At 57.1% G+C, this 15,890-nt stretch carries 18 protein-coding genes and 1 pseudogene; 16 read left to right on the plus strand and 3 right to left on the minus strand.

Annotated elements, in window-relative coordinates; genetic code table 11:
- Positions 1–34: 34 nt before the first annotated feature.
- Positions 35–1,324, minus strand: coding sequence for an OprD family porin (locus ACSSNI_RS10410; RefSeq protein WP_448259243.1), 1,290 nt, complete (start codon positions 1,322–1,324; stop codon positions 35–37).
- A 457-nt stretch (positions 1,325–1,781) separates the two neighbouring features.
- Here ACSSNI_RS10410 and ACSSNI_RS10415 point away from each other — a divergent pair, with 457 nt between their 5' ends.
- Together ACSSNI_RS10415 and ACSSNI_RS10420 are read left to right on the plus strand one after the other, a co-directional pair.
- Positions 1,782–2,210, plus strand: a complete 429-nt coding sequence (locus ACSSNI_RS10415) for an HIT family protein (RefSeq protein WP_200637791.1) — start codon at positions 1,782–1,784, stop codon at positions 2,208–2,210.
- Positions 2,210–2,416, plus strand: a complete 207-nt coding sequence (locus ACSSNI_RS10420) for a SlyX family protein (protein WP_102834769.1) — start codon at positions 2,210–2,212, stop codon at positions 2,414–2,416. The genes ACSSNI_RS10415 and ACSSNI_RS10420 overlap by 1 nt, the downstream gene beginning before the upstream one ends.
- A 51-nt stretch (positions 2,417–2,467) precedes the next feature.
- Here the strand turns inward: ACSSNI_RS10420 and ACSSNI_RS10425 are convergent, their stop codons facing one another.
- Both ACSSNI_RS10425 and ACSSNI_RS10430 read right to left on the minus strand, forming a co-directional pair.
- Positions 2,468–3,109, minus strand: coding sequence for a cold-shock protein (locus ACSSNI_RS10425; protein ID WP_325166564.1), 642 nt, complete (start codon positions 3,107–3,109; stop codon positions 2,468–2,470).
- A 295-nt stretch (positions 3,110–3,404) separates the two neighbouring features.
- Positions 3,405–3,875, minus strand: a complete 471-nt coding sequence (locus ACSSNI_RS10430; RefSeq protein ID WP_045428739.1) for a Dps family protein — start codon at positions 3,873–3,875, stop codon at positions 3,405–3,407.
- Between the two features lie 371 nt (positions 3,876–4,246).
- On the opposite strand from ACSSNI_RS10430, the gene aspS reads away from it, so the two are divergent.
- The 14 genes and pseudogenes from aspS to ACSSNI_RS10500 form a co-directional block, all read left to right on the plus strand.
- Positions 4,247–6,022 carry an aspartate--tRNA ligase gene (aspS, locus tag ACSSNI_RS10435; protein ID WP_159969706.1) on the plus strand — a complete coding sequence of 592 codons (1,776 nt, stop codon included), beginning with the start codon at positions 4,247–4,249 and terminating at the stop codon, positions 6,020–6,022.
- Between the two features lie 75 nt (positions 6,023–6,097).
- Positions 6,098–6,844, plus strand: coding sequence for a YebC/PmpR family DNA-binding transcriptional regulator (locus ACSSNI_RS10440; RefSeq protein WP_200637793.1), 747 nt, complete (start codon positions 6,098–6,100; stop codon positions 6,842–6,844).
- Positions 6,845–6,991: 147 nt separating this feature from the next.
- Positions 6,992–7,516 carry a crossover junction endodeoxyribonuclease RuvC gene (ruvC, locus tag ACSSNI_RS10445; protein ID WP_102834766.1) on the plus strand — a complete coding sequence of 175 codons (525 nt, stop codon included), beginning with the start codon at positions 6,992–6,994 and terminating at the stop codon, positions 7,514–7,516.
- An 82-nt stretch (positions 7,517–7,598) separates the two neighbouring features.
- On the plus strand, positions 7,599–8,204 hold the full coding sequence (gene ruvA, locus ACSSNI_RS10450; protein ID WP_148925017.1) for a Holliday junction branch migration protein RuvA: 606 nt from the start codon (positions 7,599–7,601) through the stop codon (positions 8,202–8,204).
- A gap of 147 nt (positions 8,205–8,351) precedes the next feature.
- Positions 8,352–9,404, plus strand: a complete 1,053-nt coding sequence (ruvB, locus tag ACSSNI_RS10455; protein WP_102834764.1) for a Holliday junction branch migration DNA helicase RuvB — start codon at positions 8,352–8,354, stop codon at positions 9,402–9,404.
- A 51-nt stretch (positions 9,405–9,455) separates the two neighbouring features.
- Positions 9,456–9,899, plus strand: coding sequence for a tol-pal system-associated acyl-CoA thioesterase (gene ybgC / locus ACSSNI_RS10460; RefSeq protein WP_019342533.1), 444 nt, complete (start codon positions 9,456–9,458; stop codon positions 9,897–9,899).
- 2 nt (positions 9,900–9,901) lie between these two features.
- Positions 9,902–10,594 carry a protein TolQ gene (tolQ, locus tag ACSSNI_RS10465; protein WP_073300710.1) on the plus strand — a complete coding sequence of 231 codons (693 nt, stop codon included), beginning with the start codon at positions 9,902–9,904 and terminating at the stop codon, positions 10,592–10,594.
- Positions 10,595–10,605: 11 nt separating this feature from the next.
- Positions 10,606–11,058, plus strand: coding sequence for a protein TolR (gene tolR, locus ACSSNI_RS10470; protein ID WP_102834763.1), 453 nt, complete (start codon positions 10,606–10,608; stop codon positions 11,056–11,058).
- Positions 11,058–12,062: a cell envelope integrity protein TolA gene (gene tolA, locus ACSSNI_RS10475; protein WP_148924716.1), complete on the plus strand. Its 1,005-nt coding sequence runs from the start codon at positions 11,058–11,060 to the stop codon at positions 12,060–12,062. Before tolR ends, tolA begins: the two co-directional genes overlap by 1 nt.
- Positions 12,059–13,360 (plus strand): Tol-Pal system beta propeller repeat protein TolB, encoded by a 1,302-nt coding sequence (tolB, locus tag ACSSNI_RS10480; protein ID WP_148924717.1) that lies wholly within the window; start codon positions 12,059–12,061, stop codon positions 13,358–13,360. Before tolA ends, tolB begins: the two co-directional genes overlap by 4 nt.
- Positions 13,361–13,408: 48 nt before the next feature.
- Positions 13,409–13,912, plus strand: a complete 504-nt coding sequence (gene pal / locus ACSSNI_RS10485; protein WP_102834760.1) for a peptidoglycan-associated lipoprotein Pal — start codon at positions 13,409–13,411, stop codon at positions 13,910–13,912.
- 6 nt (positions 13,913–13,918) lie between these two features.
- Positions 13,919–14,746 carry a tol-pal system protein YbgF gene (gene ybgF, locus ACSSNI_RS10490; protein WP_200637795.1) on the plus strand — a complete coding sequence of 276 codons (828 nt, stop codon included), beginning with the start codon at positions 13,919–13,921 and terminating at the stop codon, positions 14,744–14,746.
- Between the two features lie 115 nt (positions 14,747–14,861).
- Entirely contained in the window at positions 14,862–15,509 is a 648-nt protein-coding gene (gene queE / locus ACSSNI_RS10495; RefSeq protein WP_200638180.1) for a 7-carboxy-7-deazaguanine synthase QueE, read from the plus strand.
- A 49-nt stretch (positions 15,510–15,558) separates the two neighbouring features.
- Positions 15,559–15,810 (plus strand): annotated as a pseudogene (locus ACSSNI_RS10500) (7-cyano-7-deazaguanine synthase); the annotation flags it as partial.
- Positions 15,811–15,890 lie beyond the last annotated feature (80 nt).

Raw genomic sequence — 15,890 nt, forward strand, 5'->3', positions numbered from 1 at the left:
ATTTCTAGCTCGAGCTACAGCTGATAGGCCTGTATTACAGGATGCTCAGCGGGTACTCGACGATCAGGCGTAGGTCTGTCAGGTCAGTACCGTTGACAGGTGCATAATCGCTGTCGGACCAGTACTTGGCGTGACGGAGGCGGAGCGAAAGATCTTTCGCAGCGCCGTCCTGTACTACGTACTTGGCTTCAACGTCCCACTCGCGCTCCTCACCAGTGCCTGTCGGCGTGCTGATGTCATAGCCACTAACATAGCGGGTCATGAAGCTCAAACCTGGAACACCGTAGCTGGCCATGTTGATGTCATAGCGCGCTTGCCAGGATTTTTCGTCTTCGCCGTTGAAATCGGAATACTGAACCGAGTTCGCCAGCCAGACGGTGCCGCCGCCGTCGTCGCCATAGATGTAGCCAACGCCGTCTACGCCGCCATGGGATTGCTGGTACGCGACAGTAAACTTATGCGCGTCAAAGGCGTAGGTGCCGGCAAGGCTCCAGATTGTGTTGTCTTCGTCGTTAGCGGTGCCGACATACTCCGACTCATATTCACTTTGATAAATATTGAAGTCGAAGGCTAGGGACTGCTCGCTACCCAGGTCCATGTTGTAGTTGACGTTGCCGTAGTACTTCTCAAAGGCATCTTCAAGGTCGGAGTAGTACAGCGAAGTGCTGACATTGTCGCTGAAAGCGTACGTACCACCGACAAAGATGATCTCATCAAGACCTAGCGCATCATGGCTGGACTCGCGCTGAGCGCTTAGAGCGGTAAAGCGGCCCGCGTTCAGCTCAAGACCTTCAATCTCACTGCTGCTGATCAAGCCGCCTTCGGCTGTTTCAGGAAGCAGGCGGCTGTCATCTGTTGAGAAAACAGGCAGAGCAACGAACTGGGTCCCGTATTTCAGTACAGTGTTCGACACCCGGAACTTAACGGCAGCGCCAGCTTGGGAATAATCATCGGCAACGTGTTCGTCGCCTTGTACGGCTGGGAATATACCGTTGCCCTGGCGGCCGCGACCGGTATCAAGTTTGACGCCCAGTAGACCGATTGCATCGACACCTACGCCAACTGTGCCCTGGGTAAAACCGGATTCAAAAGTGCCGATGAAGCCGTGACCCCATTCTTCACGATAGCTCTGACCGTTGACAGCGGGAGTGCCACCAGCACCGTTATCACGGAAGTCACGGTTCATATACAGGTTACGGTTCAGGATGGTCAGGCTGCTGCCTTCGACAAAGCCTTCCGATTCGGACTGGCTGGACGCAAAAGCCATTTGCGACGTGCCGGCCGCAACGGCCATTGCAATAACGCTCCACTTCATCACTTGCATTGTGATTGCTCCTTTGGTTTCAAATTGGTGCTTGCTTTCCTGCGTGCGCCGGAAAGAGGCATCTTTATTTTCGGTATACAAGCTCAATTGAGTCCTTCGTTTGCCTAGCTGGTCGTGACCTGCAGCAAGTCTGGAATGTATTTCCGAGAATTACTGTGTAGCTGGGTAAACTGGCGCGAGCAAGCTTAACTCAGCTATCCGCGATTTTCTTCCCCCGTTCAAGCAGCTTTTTTGTTCAAAGCAATAACCGTGCACAAAATCCATTCACTGATTTTTCGCGACGATTCGAGTCGAGGCATGTTGCCGCTCGCGCTAAAGCAGGGCTGGTTTCGAACCTGATTGCACCTCGCTGGTGCGCGTTGCTTGCTGATCGCTTTCGGGTGCTGGAGTATCCTGCCGCAAACGACCAGACAAAGCTTAGCTGGCGCCGACATCAAAGTAGGCAAAGGAGACCGTTATGTTCGTTCTCGATGAACGCTTGCAGCAGGACACGGTGACGCTGGGTGATTTTCCGTTATGCCGGTTGCTGTTAATGAATGATGCCAGTTATCCATGGTTCATCCTGGTGCCCCGTCGGGAAGAGGTCAGTGAGCTGTTTCAGCTGAATACGGCCGATCAACAGTTGTTGTGGCGAGAGGCGACGGCCCTGGCGGAAATACTCAAAGACACCTTTGGCGCGGACAAGATGAACGTGGCGACACTGGGCAATGTTGTGAGCCAATTACATGTGCATGTGATTGCCCGGCGTCGGGACGACGCCGCTTGGCCGGCCCCGGTGTGGGGCTTCCAGTCGACCAAACCTTATAGCGAAGCGCAGCTGACGGGCATCAGGCAAAAGCTGAAGCTCGTCCTCGCTAATGGCTTTCAGTTCGAAGAGGACAGGTAATGGAATTGGAACAACGCATTGCCGACCTGGAAGCGCGCCTGGCTTTTCAGGACGACACTATCCAAACACTAAGCGATGTACTGGTCGCGCAGCAGCGTACGGTCGACCGGCTGCAGGCGCAGTTGGGCTTGCTCGCAAGGCGGCAGGAAGACCTGCAAAGCAGGGTGGAGGGGGAGGGAGACGAAGCGCCCCCGCCCCATTATTGACAGGGCGGCGGCCTTATCAAAGCAGGGTGCGCTGGCGCCCTGCCTCAGCTGTCAGTGGCTCGGCTGGTCGGCGACGACGTCTTCAGCCTGAAGGCCTTTGTCGCGCATCATGATTGTGAATTCGACGCGTTGGCCTTCGACCAGTACCCGGTGGCCTTCGCCTCGAATTGCCCGGAAGTGGACAAAGACGTCGTCGCCACTGTCACGGGAAATGAAACCGAAACCCTTTGAAGTATTGAACCACTTGACGGTGCCAGTCTCGCGTCCTGCTGTCGGAGCAGTGGCGTGACTGGGCTGGGCTTTGCGGATTTTGCCAGAGCCGCGGTTGGAGCTGCTCACGCTTGGGGCTTTGGTTTGGCTTGTTGCCAATTGCAGCAGTACGGCGATAAAGGCGAGCATGAGACTGGCTAGGGTTGCCGGCTGGCCTGCGACGCTGGCGACTGGAATCAATACGATGGCAGTCTGGATGGCGACTGAAGCGATTAGCAGTGCGGATGCGCCGAATAAAAGCGGACGGGCATGACCGTTGGTGTTCAGTTGAGTTGAGGCGGCGAACTGCACGTTCAGCAGGCCCAGAAGCAGCAGGCACAACGCTGCAGGCTGAACCAGCAGAGGCATGGAGCCGGTCAAGCTGGGTACGAACGATAACAACAGGGCGGCTACGCCCGTTAATACGTGAAGGATCTTAAGCATTCTTATGACTCGCAGTTAAATAGCACGACAGAAAACGGCAGGCTTTCGGGCAAGTGGAGACGCTGAGCGTGAGTGCGGCGATCGCTCATATTTGATGGTGCCCGGCCTACGGCGCGCGCGAATTTAACAGTAAAGAGTGGCGACGCTCAATTCGATAAGGTTGAGGTTGGCGATTGAGCGAGGCTGAGATGGGTCGCGTTGAGCTTTCCAGCGTTCGGTTTGCTTTGGAGGGGTTTCGGCGGGATAACCGCTCATGCGGCTATCCCAGTTGCACGCGGGTGCGCTTGCTAGCGGGTCAGGCAGCCAGCAGGCTGCGCAGCATCCAAGCGGTTTTTTCGTGAATCTGCATGCGCTGAGTCAGTAGGTCAGCAGTAGGCTCGTCGCTTACCTTTTCCAGTAGCGGGAAAATGCCACGTGCTGTACGGACTACGGCCTCCTGGCCTTCAACCAGGAGTTTGATCATCTCTTCAGCTGCAGGGATGCCCTCTTGCTCCTTGATTGATGAAAGCTTCGAATAGGCCGCGTAAGTGCCCGGAGCAGGAAAGCCCAGCGCGCGGATCCGCTCAGCAATGTCATCCACAGCCAGTGCCAGTTCGGTGTACTGCGTCTCGAACATAGTGTGCAGGGTGTTGAACATCGGCCCTGTCACGTTCCAATGGAAGTTGTGAGTCTTCAGGTACAGGGTGTAGGTGTCGGCCAGCAGGCGGGACAAGCCCTCCGCAATAGCGGCGCGATCCTGTTCGGCAATACCGATGTCGATTTCCATGGTTCTCTCCTGTTTGGTGAATTCGCTGACATTTATGCCAGAAAACGAGTGTCTTTGGTGAGGCGCTGTGCTGGCAGCGGCGATCTAGAGGTTGGAAGGGTGGTGACGGCTTCCGTTCAATACCGGTGGTTATGGGCTCGATTGCTTGACCCTATCGGCAGTCGGCTGCGTTGAAATGATTATGCAGATATAATCCCGCGCTTGTGTCGGGCGGCTGGTTTTGCCGTGCGGGGAAGTACTGAGGTGCTGGTGCTTGATCCCTCCATTGCCGACGATTGACATCTCAGGCAGCGCGCCGGTTGGCAGCCGTCTGCACAGTCGCGATTCGAGCGACCCAACGAATTTTCAAGATGCGAGAAGCGAACCTCACCATGATGCGCAGCCACTATTGCGGCCAGTTGAACGAAAGCCTGGACGGCCAGGAAATCACTCTTTGCGGCTGGGTTCACCGTCGCCGCGATCACGGCGGGGTCATTTTCCTCGATGTGCGTGACCGTGAGGGCCTGGCTCAGGTCGTGTTCGATCCCGACCGTGCTGAAACCTTCGCCGCCGCAGACAAGGTGCGCAGCGAGTACGTAATCAAGATTACCGGCAAGGTGCGCTTGCGCCCGGCCGGTGCGGTTAATCCGAACATGACGTCTGGCGCTATCGAAGTGCTGGGTTACGAGCTCGAAGTCCTCAACGAGGCGGAAACCCCACCGTTCCCCCTCAATGAGTACAGCGATGTGGGTGAGGAAACTCGTCTGCGTTATCGCTTCATTGATCTGCGCCGGCCGGAGATGGCCGAGAAGCTCAAGCTGCGCTCGAGAATCACTGCCAGCATTCGCCGCTACCTCGACGAGAATGGCTTTCTCGACGTGGAAACGCCCATTCTCGGGCGCCCGACCCCTGAGGGTGCGCGTGATTATCTGGTGCCTAGCCGGACTCATGCCGGTAACTTCTTCGCGTTGCCGCAGTCACCACAGCTGTTCAAGCAGCTGCTGATGGTGGCGGGTTTCGACCGCTACTACCAAATCGCCAAGTGCTTCCGCGATGAAGACCTGCGTGCAGACCGCCAGCCGGAATTCACCCAGATCGACATTGAAACCAGCTTCCTCGAAGAGTCTGACATCATCGGAATCACCGAAGGCATGGTGCGCAAGCTGTTCAAGGAAGTACTGGGCGTTGAGTTCGGCGAGTTCCCGCACATGCCGTTTGAAGAAGCCATGCGTCGCTATGGTTCTGACAAGCCGGATCTGCGTATTCCGCTGGAACTGGTTGATGTTGCCGATCAGCTGCAGCAGGTTGAATTCAAGGTGTTCAGCGGTCCGGCGAATGATCCCAAGTGCCGCGTCGCGGCGCTGCGCGTCCCGGGCGGTGCGAGCATGCCGCGCAAACAGATCGACGACTACACCAAGTTCGTCGGCATTTATGGTGCCAAGGGGCTGGCGTACATCAAGGTCAACGAGCGGGCCAAAGGCGTCGAGGGACTGCAGTCTCCGATCGTGAAGAACATCCCGGAAGACAAGCTCAACGTGATCCTTGATCGCGTCGGCGCCGTCGACGGCGACATCGTCTTCTTTGGTGCGGATAAAGCCAAGATCGTATCCGAAGCGCTCGGCGCGCTGCGCATCAAGCTTGGCCATGACCTGAAGCTGCTGACCTGCGAGTGGGCGCCGATGTGGGTGGTCGACTTCCCGATGTTCGAGGAGAACGATGACGGCTCGCTCAGTGCGCTGCATCACCCGTTCACAGCGCCGAAATGCACGCCAAAAGAACTCGAGGCCAACCCTGCTGGTGCGCTGTCGCGTGCCTATGACATGGTGCTCAATGGCACTGAGTTGGGTGGCGGTTCGATCCGTATTCACCGCAAAGAAATGCAGCAGACGGTATTCCGCATACTGGGCATCGATGAAGCAGAGCAGGATGAAAAGTTTGGCTTCCTGCTCGACGCGCTCAAGTTCGGTGCACCGCCGCACGGTGGGTTGGCGTTCGGCCTCGACCGTCTGGTGATGCTGATGACCGGCGCGCAGTCGATTCGTGAAGTCATCGCCTTCCCGAAAACCCAGAGTGCCGCGGACGTCATGACCCAGGCGCCAGGTGCGGTGGATGGCAAGGCGCTGCGTGAATTGCATATTCGCCTGCGTGAGCAGCCGAAAGCCGAATGACGGCACAAGAGCCCAGGGAAACCTGGGCTCTTGGTTTCAGCAAGATGAAAAGTTGATCGGAAAGGGGGGCAGTTAATGGCTGGTCATTCCAAATGGGCCAACATCAAGCACCGCAAAGGGCGTCAGGACGCCAAGCGCGGCAAGATCTTTACCAAGCTGATTCGCGAGCTGACTGTCGCCGCCAAGAGCGGGGCTATTCCCGCAGACAATCCACGTCTGCGCTTGGCGGTCGACAAGGCACTGGTTGCGAACATGTCGCGCGACGTGATTGACCGTGCCATTGCACGCGGCGCCGGCAACAACGAGGCCGATAATGTCGTCGAGTTGACCTATGAAGGCTATGCGCCTAGCGGCGTCGCCATCATTGTCGAGGCCATGACCGACAACCGTAATCGTACGGCCGCAGAAGTGCGCCATGCCTTCAGCAAGCACGGCGGCAACCTCGGCACGGATGGGTCGGTGGCCTACATGTTTGATCGCAAGGGGCAGATCAGCTTTGCGACGGGCGTAGAAGAGGACGCATTGATGGAGGCGGCGCTGGAAGCCGGTGCCGACGATGTGGAGATGGGCGAAGACGGCTCGGCTCTGGTGTCTACCAGCTTTACGGATTTTCACGCCGTCAACGAAGCACTGGATGCGGCCGGGTTCAAGGGTGACGAGGCGGACATCGCCATGATCCCGTCGATCGCTGCGCCGGTCACTGATCTGGAAACTGCGCAGAAAGTGCTTCGCCTGATTGATGCGCTGGAAGATCTGGATGACGTACAGAACGTCTACCATAACGCCGAGATTCCGGATGAGGTTATGGAGCAGCTGGACTGACCCGTTGCCATAAACAAAGAACCGGAAGTCACCAGAGGTGCTTCCGGTTTTTTTTCGAGGAGTGTCTGCTGCCTCGTTATGTCTCTGGCCGTCGAGAAGGGGCGTCCTTATACTGGCGGCTGGATAAATAGACAGTATGGCGGTGTCATGACGCTAATTCTCGGGATAGACCCTGGCTCACGAATCACCGGCTACGGCGTGGTGCGGGATAACGGTCGCACCTGCGAGTATGTGGCGTCGGGCTGCATACGCACGGGCAGCGGTGAGCTTTCGTCACGCTTGCAGGCAGTATTCTGCGGTGTCAGCGAAGTCATTCGTCTGCATGGGCCCGTGACGATGGGCATCGAGCAGGTGTTCATGGCGCGTAATGCCGATTCGGCTTTGAAGCTGGGGCAGGCGAGGGGGGCTGCAATAGTGGCCGCTGCCGAGCAGGGCCTCGAGATCTCCGAATACACCGCCACGCAGGTGAAACAGGCGATTGCAGGAACTGGGGGCGCGGACAAGCAGCAGGTCCAAATGATGGTAATGCACCTACTGAAGTTGACCCAGAAACCGCAAATTGATGCCTCTGACGCTCTGGCAATTGCCTTGTGCCATGCACATCATCGTCAGAGCCTTATTCCGCATGGCCTTGCTGGTGCTAAGCGAAGAGCCGGTCGCCTGCGCCTGTAGTCGACCGCTACGGCGCTGATGCCGGAGGCAGGTATTGAGCAATCCCAGCGGTTGCGAATCGATCGAACGAGGACGTATCACAGTGATTGGACGCTTGCGCGGGACCCTGGCGGAGAAACAGCCGCCTCATCTGATTCTTGACGTCAATGGCATCGGTTATGAGCTTGAGGTGCCAATGACCACTCTTTATCGCCTGCCGACGGTGGGTGAGCCGGTCACGCTGCATACCCATCTGGTGGTGCGTGAAGACGCGCATCTGCTGTATGGCTTTGCTGAAAAGCGCGACCGAGAGCTATTCAGGGAGCTGATTCGGCTCAACGGTGTCGGGCCGAAGCTCGCCCTGGCGTTGATGTCTGGCCTTGAAGTGGATGAGTTGGTGCGCTGTGTTCAGGCGCAGGATACTTCGGTGCTGGTCAAGATCCCTGGGGTCGGCAAGAAGACCGCCGAGCGCCTGCTGGTCGAGCTGAAGGATCGTTTCAAGGCCTGGGAGACCATGCCGTCCATCGCCACGCTTGTAGTGGAACCTCGAGGTGCTGTGGCAGTCTCAAGCGCCGAGAGCGACGCAGTCAGCGCATTGATTTCCCTTGGCTTCAAGCCGCAAGAGGCGAGCCGAGCCGTATCCGCCGTACAGGAAGAAGATTTGAGCAGTGAAGACCTGATCCGCCGTGCACTGAAGGGAATGGTCTAACGTGCGATATCAAATGTTCACCACGGCGTTGGTCACGAGGCGGATTTGTGTGCCTTTATTTTGCTCTGCTGGCGCGCCCGCGTTGCGCCAGGCATTGCTGCTCGTGACGGATCTGCCTGAAGCGGAATCGGCGGAAGGTGGGCGCTCATGATCGAAGCTGATCGGCTCATCACGGCCACTGGCCGGGAACGCGAAGAACAGTTCGATCGTGCGATCCGGCCGCTGAGCCTGGCCGAATACATCGGTCAGCCGGTAGTACGCGAGCAGATGGACCTCTTCATCCGTGCAGCGCGTGGGCGCAAAGAGTCGTTGGATCACACGCTGATCTTCGGTCCGCCGGGCCTGGGCAAGACCACGCTCGCCAACATCATCGCCCAGGAAATGGGCGTCTCGATCAAAAGCACCTCGGGGCCCGTGCTCGAGCGGCCAGGCGATCTGGCGGCGCTGCTGACGAACCTGGAAGAAGGTGATGTGCTGTTCGTCGACGAGATCCATCGGCTGTCGCCAATCGTGGAGGAAGTGCTTTATCCCGCGATGGAGGATTTTCAGCTCGATATCATGATTGGTGAAGGGCCCGCCGCACGTTCGATCAAGCTCGACCTGCCGCCGTTCACCCTGGTTGGCGCGACGACGCGGGCCGGCATGCTCACCAATCCGCTGCGCGACCGTTTCGGCATCGTCCAGCGTCTCGAGTTCTACTCTACGGCTGACCTGGCAACAATTGTCACTCGGTCGGCCGGAATTCTCGGTCTCCCCATCGAGGCGGAAGGGGCTGTCGAAATCGCCCGGCGCGCCCGCGGTACCCCGCGCATTGCCAATCGCCTGCTCCGTCGGGTGCGCGACTTCGCCGAAGTGCGCGGCAATGGCGAGATCAGCCGTAATACGGCAGACCTCGCGCTGAACATGCTCGATGTCGACGAGCGCGGCCTGGATCATCAGGATCGCCGGTTGCTGCTGACGCTGATCGAGAAGTTCGATGGCGGTCCGGTTGGTATCGACAGCCTGGCGGCTGCCATCAGCGAAGAGCGTCATACCATCGAGGATGTGCTTGAACCCTATCTGATCCAGCAGGGTTACATCATGCGCACCCCGAGGGGGCGCGTCGTCACGCGGCACGCCTATTTGCATTTTGGTTTGAACCTGCCGAAGCGCCTGGGAGATACACCGACTCCCGATCTTTTCAGTGGCGACACAGAGTGACGAAAATTTCTTTGTTTTACCCAATTGGCAATTGCAGGGCCTGGCACTAGTATGCGCGCGGAATCACAAGCTCAATTGTTCTCCCATCGTTGTCGCGTGTACTACGAAGATACCGATGCGGGCGGCATCGTTTATTACGTCAATTACCTCAAGTTCATGGAGCGGGCCCGTACCGAACGGTTGCGCAGCCTGGGTTTTGCCCAGTCGCAGCTGGTCGGTGAAGACCTGCTTTTTGTCGTGCATTCCAGTGAGGCGCGTTATCACGCGCCGGCGCGTCTGGACGACGAATTGCTGGTGACAGCCGAAGTGGTCGAAGTGAAGCGTGCAAGCCTGCGTTTCAAACAGCAGGTGCGGCGAGCTGATGATGATGTACTGCTCTGCGAGGGGCAGTTCGTGGTGGCGTGTGTGCGCACCGAGAGTTTGAAACCCCGTCCTATCCCAGAGCTGCTGCGTGCCGCTTTCGTCAGGTCGGGTTTACCCCCAGCAGGAGAGTAAGCGTGGAATCCAACGTCGATCATATGTCCATGTGGAGCCTGATCAGCAACGCCAGCTTTGTGGTTCAGCTGGTTATGCTGATTCTTGTAGGCGCCTCGGTGACCTCATGGATCTTGATATTTCAGCGCGGCAATATGATCCGCGCCGCCAAGCGTTCTCTGGATGCTTTCGAGGAGCGTTTCTGGTCGGGCATCGACCTGTCCAAACTTTATCGACAGGCTGGAAGCAATCCGGACCCGGACTCGGGTGTCGAGCAGATCTTTCGTGCTGGTTTCAAGGAGTTTTCTCGCCTGCGTCAACAGCAGGGTGTCGACCCAGACGCTGTGATGGATGGCGTAAACCGTGCGATGCGAGTCGCCATCTCTCGTGAAGAAGAAAAGCTCGAGCAGGGCCTGCCGTTCCTGGCAACTGTGGGTTCCACCAGTCCCTATATCGGCCTGTTTGGTACTGTGTGGGGCATCATGAACTCTTTCCGCGGACTAGCTCAGGTTCAGCAAGCCACGTTGGCCACGGTTGCGCCAGGTATTGCTGAAGCGCTGATTGCCACTGCAATCGGTCTTTTTGCGGCAATTCCAGCGGTCATTGCTTACAACCGTTTCGCGGCGCGTGGCGAGATGCTCATCGGTCGTTACTACACCTTTGCCGACGAGTTCCAGGCGATCCTCCATCGCAAAGTTCACACCTCCGAAGATTGAGGCCATAGGCCATGGCAAGAATTCGCAACAGACGCAAACCCGTCGCCGAGATGAACGTAGTGCCGTACATCGATGTGATGCTGGTCCTGCTGGTGATCTTCATGGTGACCGCTCCGATGCTCAATCAAGGCGTGAAAGTCGACTTGCCGAAAGTGAGCAGCGAGGTGCTGCCGCAGGATAATGATGCGCAGGTCCTGACAATCTCGATCAAGGCCGACAAGACTTACTACTGGAATATCGGTAGTGAGGTTGATACGGATACCGTCCAGGACAAGGCGCTTACACTCGACGAAATGACCAAGGCGGTCACCGCGATCATGAACCAGAACCGTAGTCAGGGTAAGCAGATCCAGGTCTTCGTGCGAGGCGATAAAGCCGTGGATTATGGTTCGGTAATGGCGGCTATGGGTGGGTTGCAGGAGGCGGGCGTGGGTAACGTCGGCCTGATTACCGAGGCGCCTTGATGCAGCAGCCGGATCGTTCGCGCTCTGAGAGCCTCTATTGGCCCACCATTCTGGCGGTGGGTCTGCATGTAATCATTTTTGCGACGCTGTTTGTCAGCTTTGCCATGACGCCAGAACTACCGCCGTCCAAGCCTATCGTCCAGGCCACCCTGTATCAGCTCAAGTCCCAGAGCCAGGCGAAGGTACAAACGAACCAGAAAATCGCCGGCGAAGCGCAGAAGACCGCAGCAAAGCAATATGAAGCCGAGCAGCTGGAGCAGCGCAAGGTGGAGCAGCAAAAACAGGCGGCCGCAAAAGCTGCGGAACAAAAAAAGGCTGACGAGGCTCGAAAGGCCGAGGCAGCGAAGGCTGATGCGGCGAAGAAAGCCTCCGAGGCGAAGAAAGCTGACGAGGCAAAGAAAGCCGAGCAACAGAAACAAGCGGAGATTGCCAAGAAAAAAGCGGCCGAAGAAGCACAGAAGAAGAAAGCCGCTGAGGAAGCAAAGAAGAAGGCAGCAGCCGAAGCGGCGAAAAAGAAAGCTGCAGAGGATGCGAAGAAAAAAGCGGCCGCTGAGGCAGCAAAGAAGAAAGCCGCCGAGGAGGCAAAAAAGAAAGCTGCAACCGAGGCCGCCCGCAAAGCTGCTGAAGACAAGAAGGCACAGGCATTGGCCGAGCTGCTTTCCGATGATACGGAGCGACAGCAGGCGCTGGCTGATACCCAGGGCGATCAGACCTCCGGGAATTTCGACGATCTGATTCGCATGCGTGCCGCTGAAAACTGGACCCGGCCACCGTCGGCTCGAAACAGCATGTCGGTTACGCTACGAGTCAACATGCTGCCGGACGGCACCATTACCGCTGCGACAGTTTCACGTTCAAGTGGTGATGCTCCGTTCGACAGTTCCGCGGTCGCGGCAGTAAAGAATATTGGTCGGCTGACCGAAATGCAGGGGCTCTCTGCTCAGGACTTTCAGCCGTATCGCTCGTTCACGATGACATTTACGCCTGAGGATCTAGCGTTGTGATCAATTACCTTCGAGGTTTCATCGTTCTTCTCCTGTTCGTATTGGGCAGTGCTGTCGCTCAGGAGAAAAACATCGTCGTTACCAGCGGTGCCGATCGCGCAATTCCTATCGCGGTGGTTCCGTTTGGCTGGCAGGGTGGCACCGTGTTGCCTGAAGACATGGCCGAGATAATCGGCAATGACATGCGCAATACTGGAATATTTCAGCCGATTCCCAAGCAGAACATGATCAGTCTGCCCACCCGCGGCACTGAGATCATCTTTCGTGACTGGAAGGCTCTCGGCGCGCAATACGTCATGGTCGGAAACATCACGCCAGGCGCCGGCAAGCTGCAGATTCGCTATGAAGTGTTCAACGTAACTACCGAGCAGCAGGTTTTGACCGGCACCGTCGGTGGTGCTCAGGACCAACTGCGAGACATGGCGCATTACGCGTCCGATCAGGCTTTTGAAAAGCTCACGGGTATAAAAGGCGCGTTCTCGACTCGCCTTCTGTATGTCACCGTTGAGCGTCTTGGTGGTGCGAATACGCGCTATACCCTGCAGCGTTCCGATTATGACGGTGCTCGTGCAGTAACCTTGCTTCAGTCCCGCGAGCCGATTCTCTCTCCACGCTACTCGCCTGATGGACGCCGCATCGCCTACGTCTCGTTCGAGCAAAAACGCCCGCGGATTTTCATCCAGCATGTCGATACCGGCCGTCGCGAACAGATCACTAATTTTGAAGGGCTAAACGGGGCGCCAGCGTTTTCGCCGGATGGCAATCGCCTTGCATTCGTGTTGTCGAAGGACGGCAATCCCGAGATCTATGTGATGGACCTCGGCTCGCGTCAACTACAGCGGCTTACCGATCATTATGCAATCGACACTGAGCCTTTCTGGGGCGCTGATGGCCAGACCATCTATTTCACCTCAGACCGTGCCGGCAAACCGCAGATCTACAAGCAGCGTCTGGGAACCAATAACGCCGAGCGCGTTACCTTTGTTGGCAACTACAACGCCAACCCGAAGCTGTCTGCAGATGAAAAGACGCTGGTCATGATTCACCGTCAGGAGGGCTACACGAACTTCAAGGTGGCGGCGCAAGACTTGCAGCGTGGGAATCTGCGCATTCTTTCCGAGACAAGTTTAGATGAGTCGCCCACTGTTGCGCCTAATGGCACCATGCTAATCTACGCGACCCGCCAGCAGGGCCGGGGAGTCTTGATGCTCGTATCAATCAATGGTCGAGTTAGGCTCCCGCTTCCTACTGCTCAAGGCGAAGTCCGTGAGCCATCGTGGTCCCCTTACCTGAACTGATGCGGTATCAACGCTTTACTAACCAAAACACACCTGGGGTTGTTACACATGGAAATGCTGAAATTCGGTAAGTTCGCTGCGCTGGCTCTGGCTATGGCCGTAGCCGTTGGTTGTTCGTCCAAGGGCGGCGACGACTCTGGCGAAGGCTCCACTGCCATTGATCCGAACGCTGGTTACGGTGCTGATAGCGGTGCCGTTGACGGCAGCATGAGCGAGGAAGCTGCTCTGCGCGCCATCACTACTTTCTACTTCGAATACGACAGCTCGGACCTGAAGCCGGAAGCCATGCGCGCTCTGGACGTTCATGCCAAGGATCTGAAGTCCGCTGGCAACCGCGTTGTTCTGGAAGGCCACACTGACGAGCGTGGTACTCGCGAGTACAACATGGCTCTGGGTGAGCGTCGTTCCAAAGCTGTTCAGCGTTACCTGGTTCTGCAGGGCGTATCGCCTGCACAGCTGGAGCTGGTTTCCTACGGTGAAGAGCGTCCAGTTGCCATGGGCAACGACGAGCAGTCCTGGGCTCAGAACCGTCGCGTTGAACTGCGTAAGTAATAAGCCATGCTCAAGCACCGTTATGCTCTGACGCTTCTTGCACTTGGTCTGCCACTCTCTGTGGCAGCTCAGGTTCCGGTTGTTGACTATGACTCGCAAGCCCAAGGTGGTGCAGTCGGGTCGGGTTATTCGGCCGGGTCGGATACTGGCGGTGCCTATGTCGGAGGCGGGGCGTCAGCTCCGTCTTCTGCGCAGGGCATGCTCTTCGTGCAGTTGCAGCAAATGCAGGAAGAGATCGCGCAATTGCGCGGGATGTTGGAAGTGCAACAGAATGAGATTCAGCGCCTGAAACAAGAAGGGCTGGAACGCTACCAAGATCTAGATCGTCGCTTGTCGAACGCCTCCAGGGGCGGATCGGCCAGTCAGAATTCTTCAACTGCTGGTGCCATCGATGCCAGTGGTCCGGTACAGGCCCCAAACGGTGGCTCTGCGCCGCAAACGGCGGGCAGTCAATCGGCCGATCCTGAAAAGGAAAAGCTCTATTACGACGCCGCATTTGACCTTATCAAGGCAAAAGACTTCGATAAGGCCAGTCAGGCCTTTGCTGCTTTTCTCCGCAAGTATCCGAGCAGTCCTTATGCGGGTAACGCCCAGTATTGGTTGGGAGAAGTGAATCTCGCCAAGGGAGATTTGCAGGGTGCTGGACAGGCGTTCGCTAAGGTTAGTCAGGCGTACCCTCAGCACAACAAAGTTCCTGATTCGCTGTACAAACTCGCTGATGTGGAATTGCGTTTGGGTAACCGTGATAAGGCCAACGGAATTCTTCGCCAGGTCATTGCCGAATACCCGAATAGCTCGGCTGCGCAATTGGCCCAGCGTCAGTTGAATCGATAGAGCTAACTTTGCTCCGCTTCAAACCCGCCCATCCGGCGGGTTTTTTCGTTAGAATCGCGCCCCCTTCCCGCAACGGAGGCGGATGGCCTGTTTAGCTGTCACGCCCGTGGCCGATATGCATCCAACTTTAAGAATCTCCGAAATTTTCTACTCGCTGCAGGGGGAGACGCGTACCAGTGGCTTGCCCACTGTATTCGTCCGCTTAACCGGCTGCCCCCTGCGCTGTCAGTACTGCGATACCGCTTACGCCTTCAATGGCGGTGAAGTCATGTCGCTCGACTCAATTGTGTGCCGCATCGCCGAGTATCGACCGCGTTATGTGTGCGTTACCGGTGGTGAGCCGCTGGCTCAGCCGAACTGCATCCCGCTGCTGGAACGTCTATGCGATGGCGGTTATGAAGTATCGCTGGAGACCAGTGGTGCGCTGGACATATCGATGACTGATGTGCGGGTGAGTCGGGTAGTGGACTTGAAAACCCCAGGTTCGGCAGAGGTGGCGCGTAATCACTACGAGAACATTGGTCATCTGACGCCGAATGACCAGATCAAGTTTGTGATCTGTTCTCGCGAAGATTACGACTGGGCAGTATCAAAGCTGATTGAGTACAGGCTGGATGCGCGGGTGGATGAGGTGCTGTTTTCGCCTAGTCACGGACAGGTGGATGCGCGCGCGCTGGCCGACTGGATAGTCCGCGATAACCTACCGGTGCGTCTGCAGCTGCAGCTGCACAAAATTCTCTGGAACGATGCCCCAGGGCACTGACCGCCGGTGCGTCCCTGCGGCTCGCAGCGGTATTCGACAGGTATTAATGATGACTGGCAAAAAAGCGGTGGTGCTTCTATCCGGCGGGCTCGATTCAGCGACCGTGGTGGCGATGGCCAAGGCTGATGGTTATGTCTGCTACAGCATGAGTTTCGATTATGGCCAGCGTCATCGCGCAGAGCTCCAGGCTGCGGAGCGGGTGGCTCAACATTTGGGAGTAGTTGAGCACAAGGTTATTGGTATGAATCTCAACGGGATCGGCGGATCGGCTTTGACCGATAGCAGTATCGCTGTGCCTGAAGAGCTAGCAGCCTGTCGGACTTGAATTCATAAATGGACAGAGCGCGACAAAGACAAAGCGAATTGCCCACTATTTGAGCG

The sequence above is a fragment of the Stutzerimonas tianxiuensis genome, assembly GCF_053470365.1.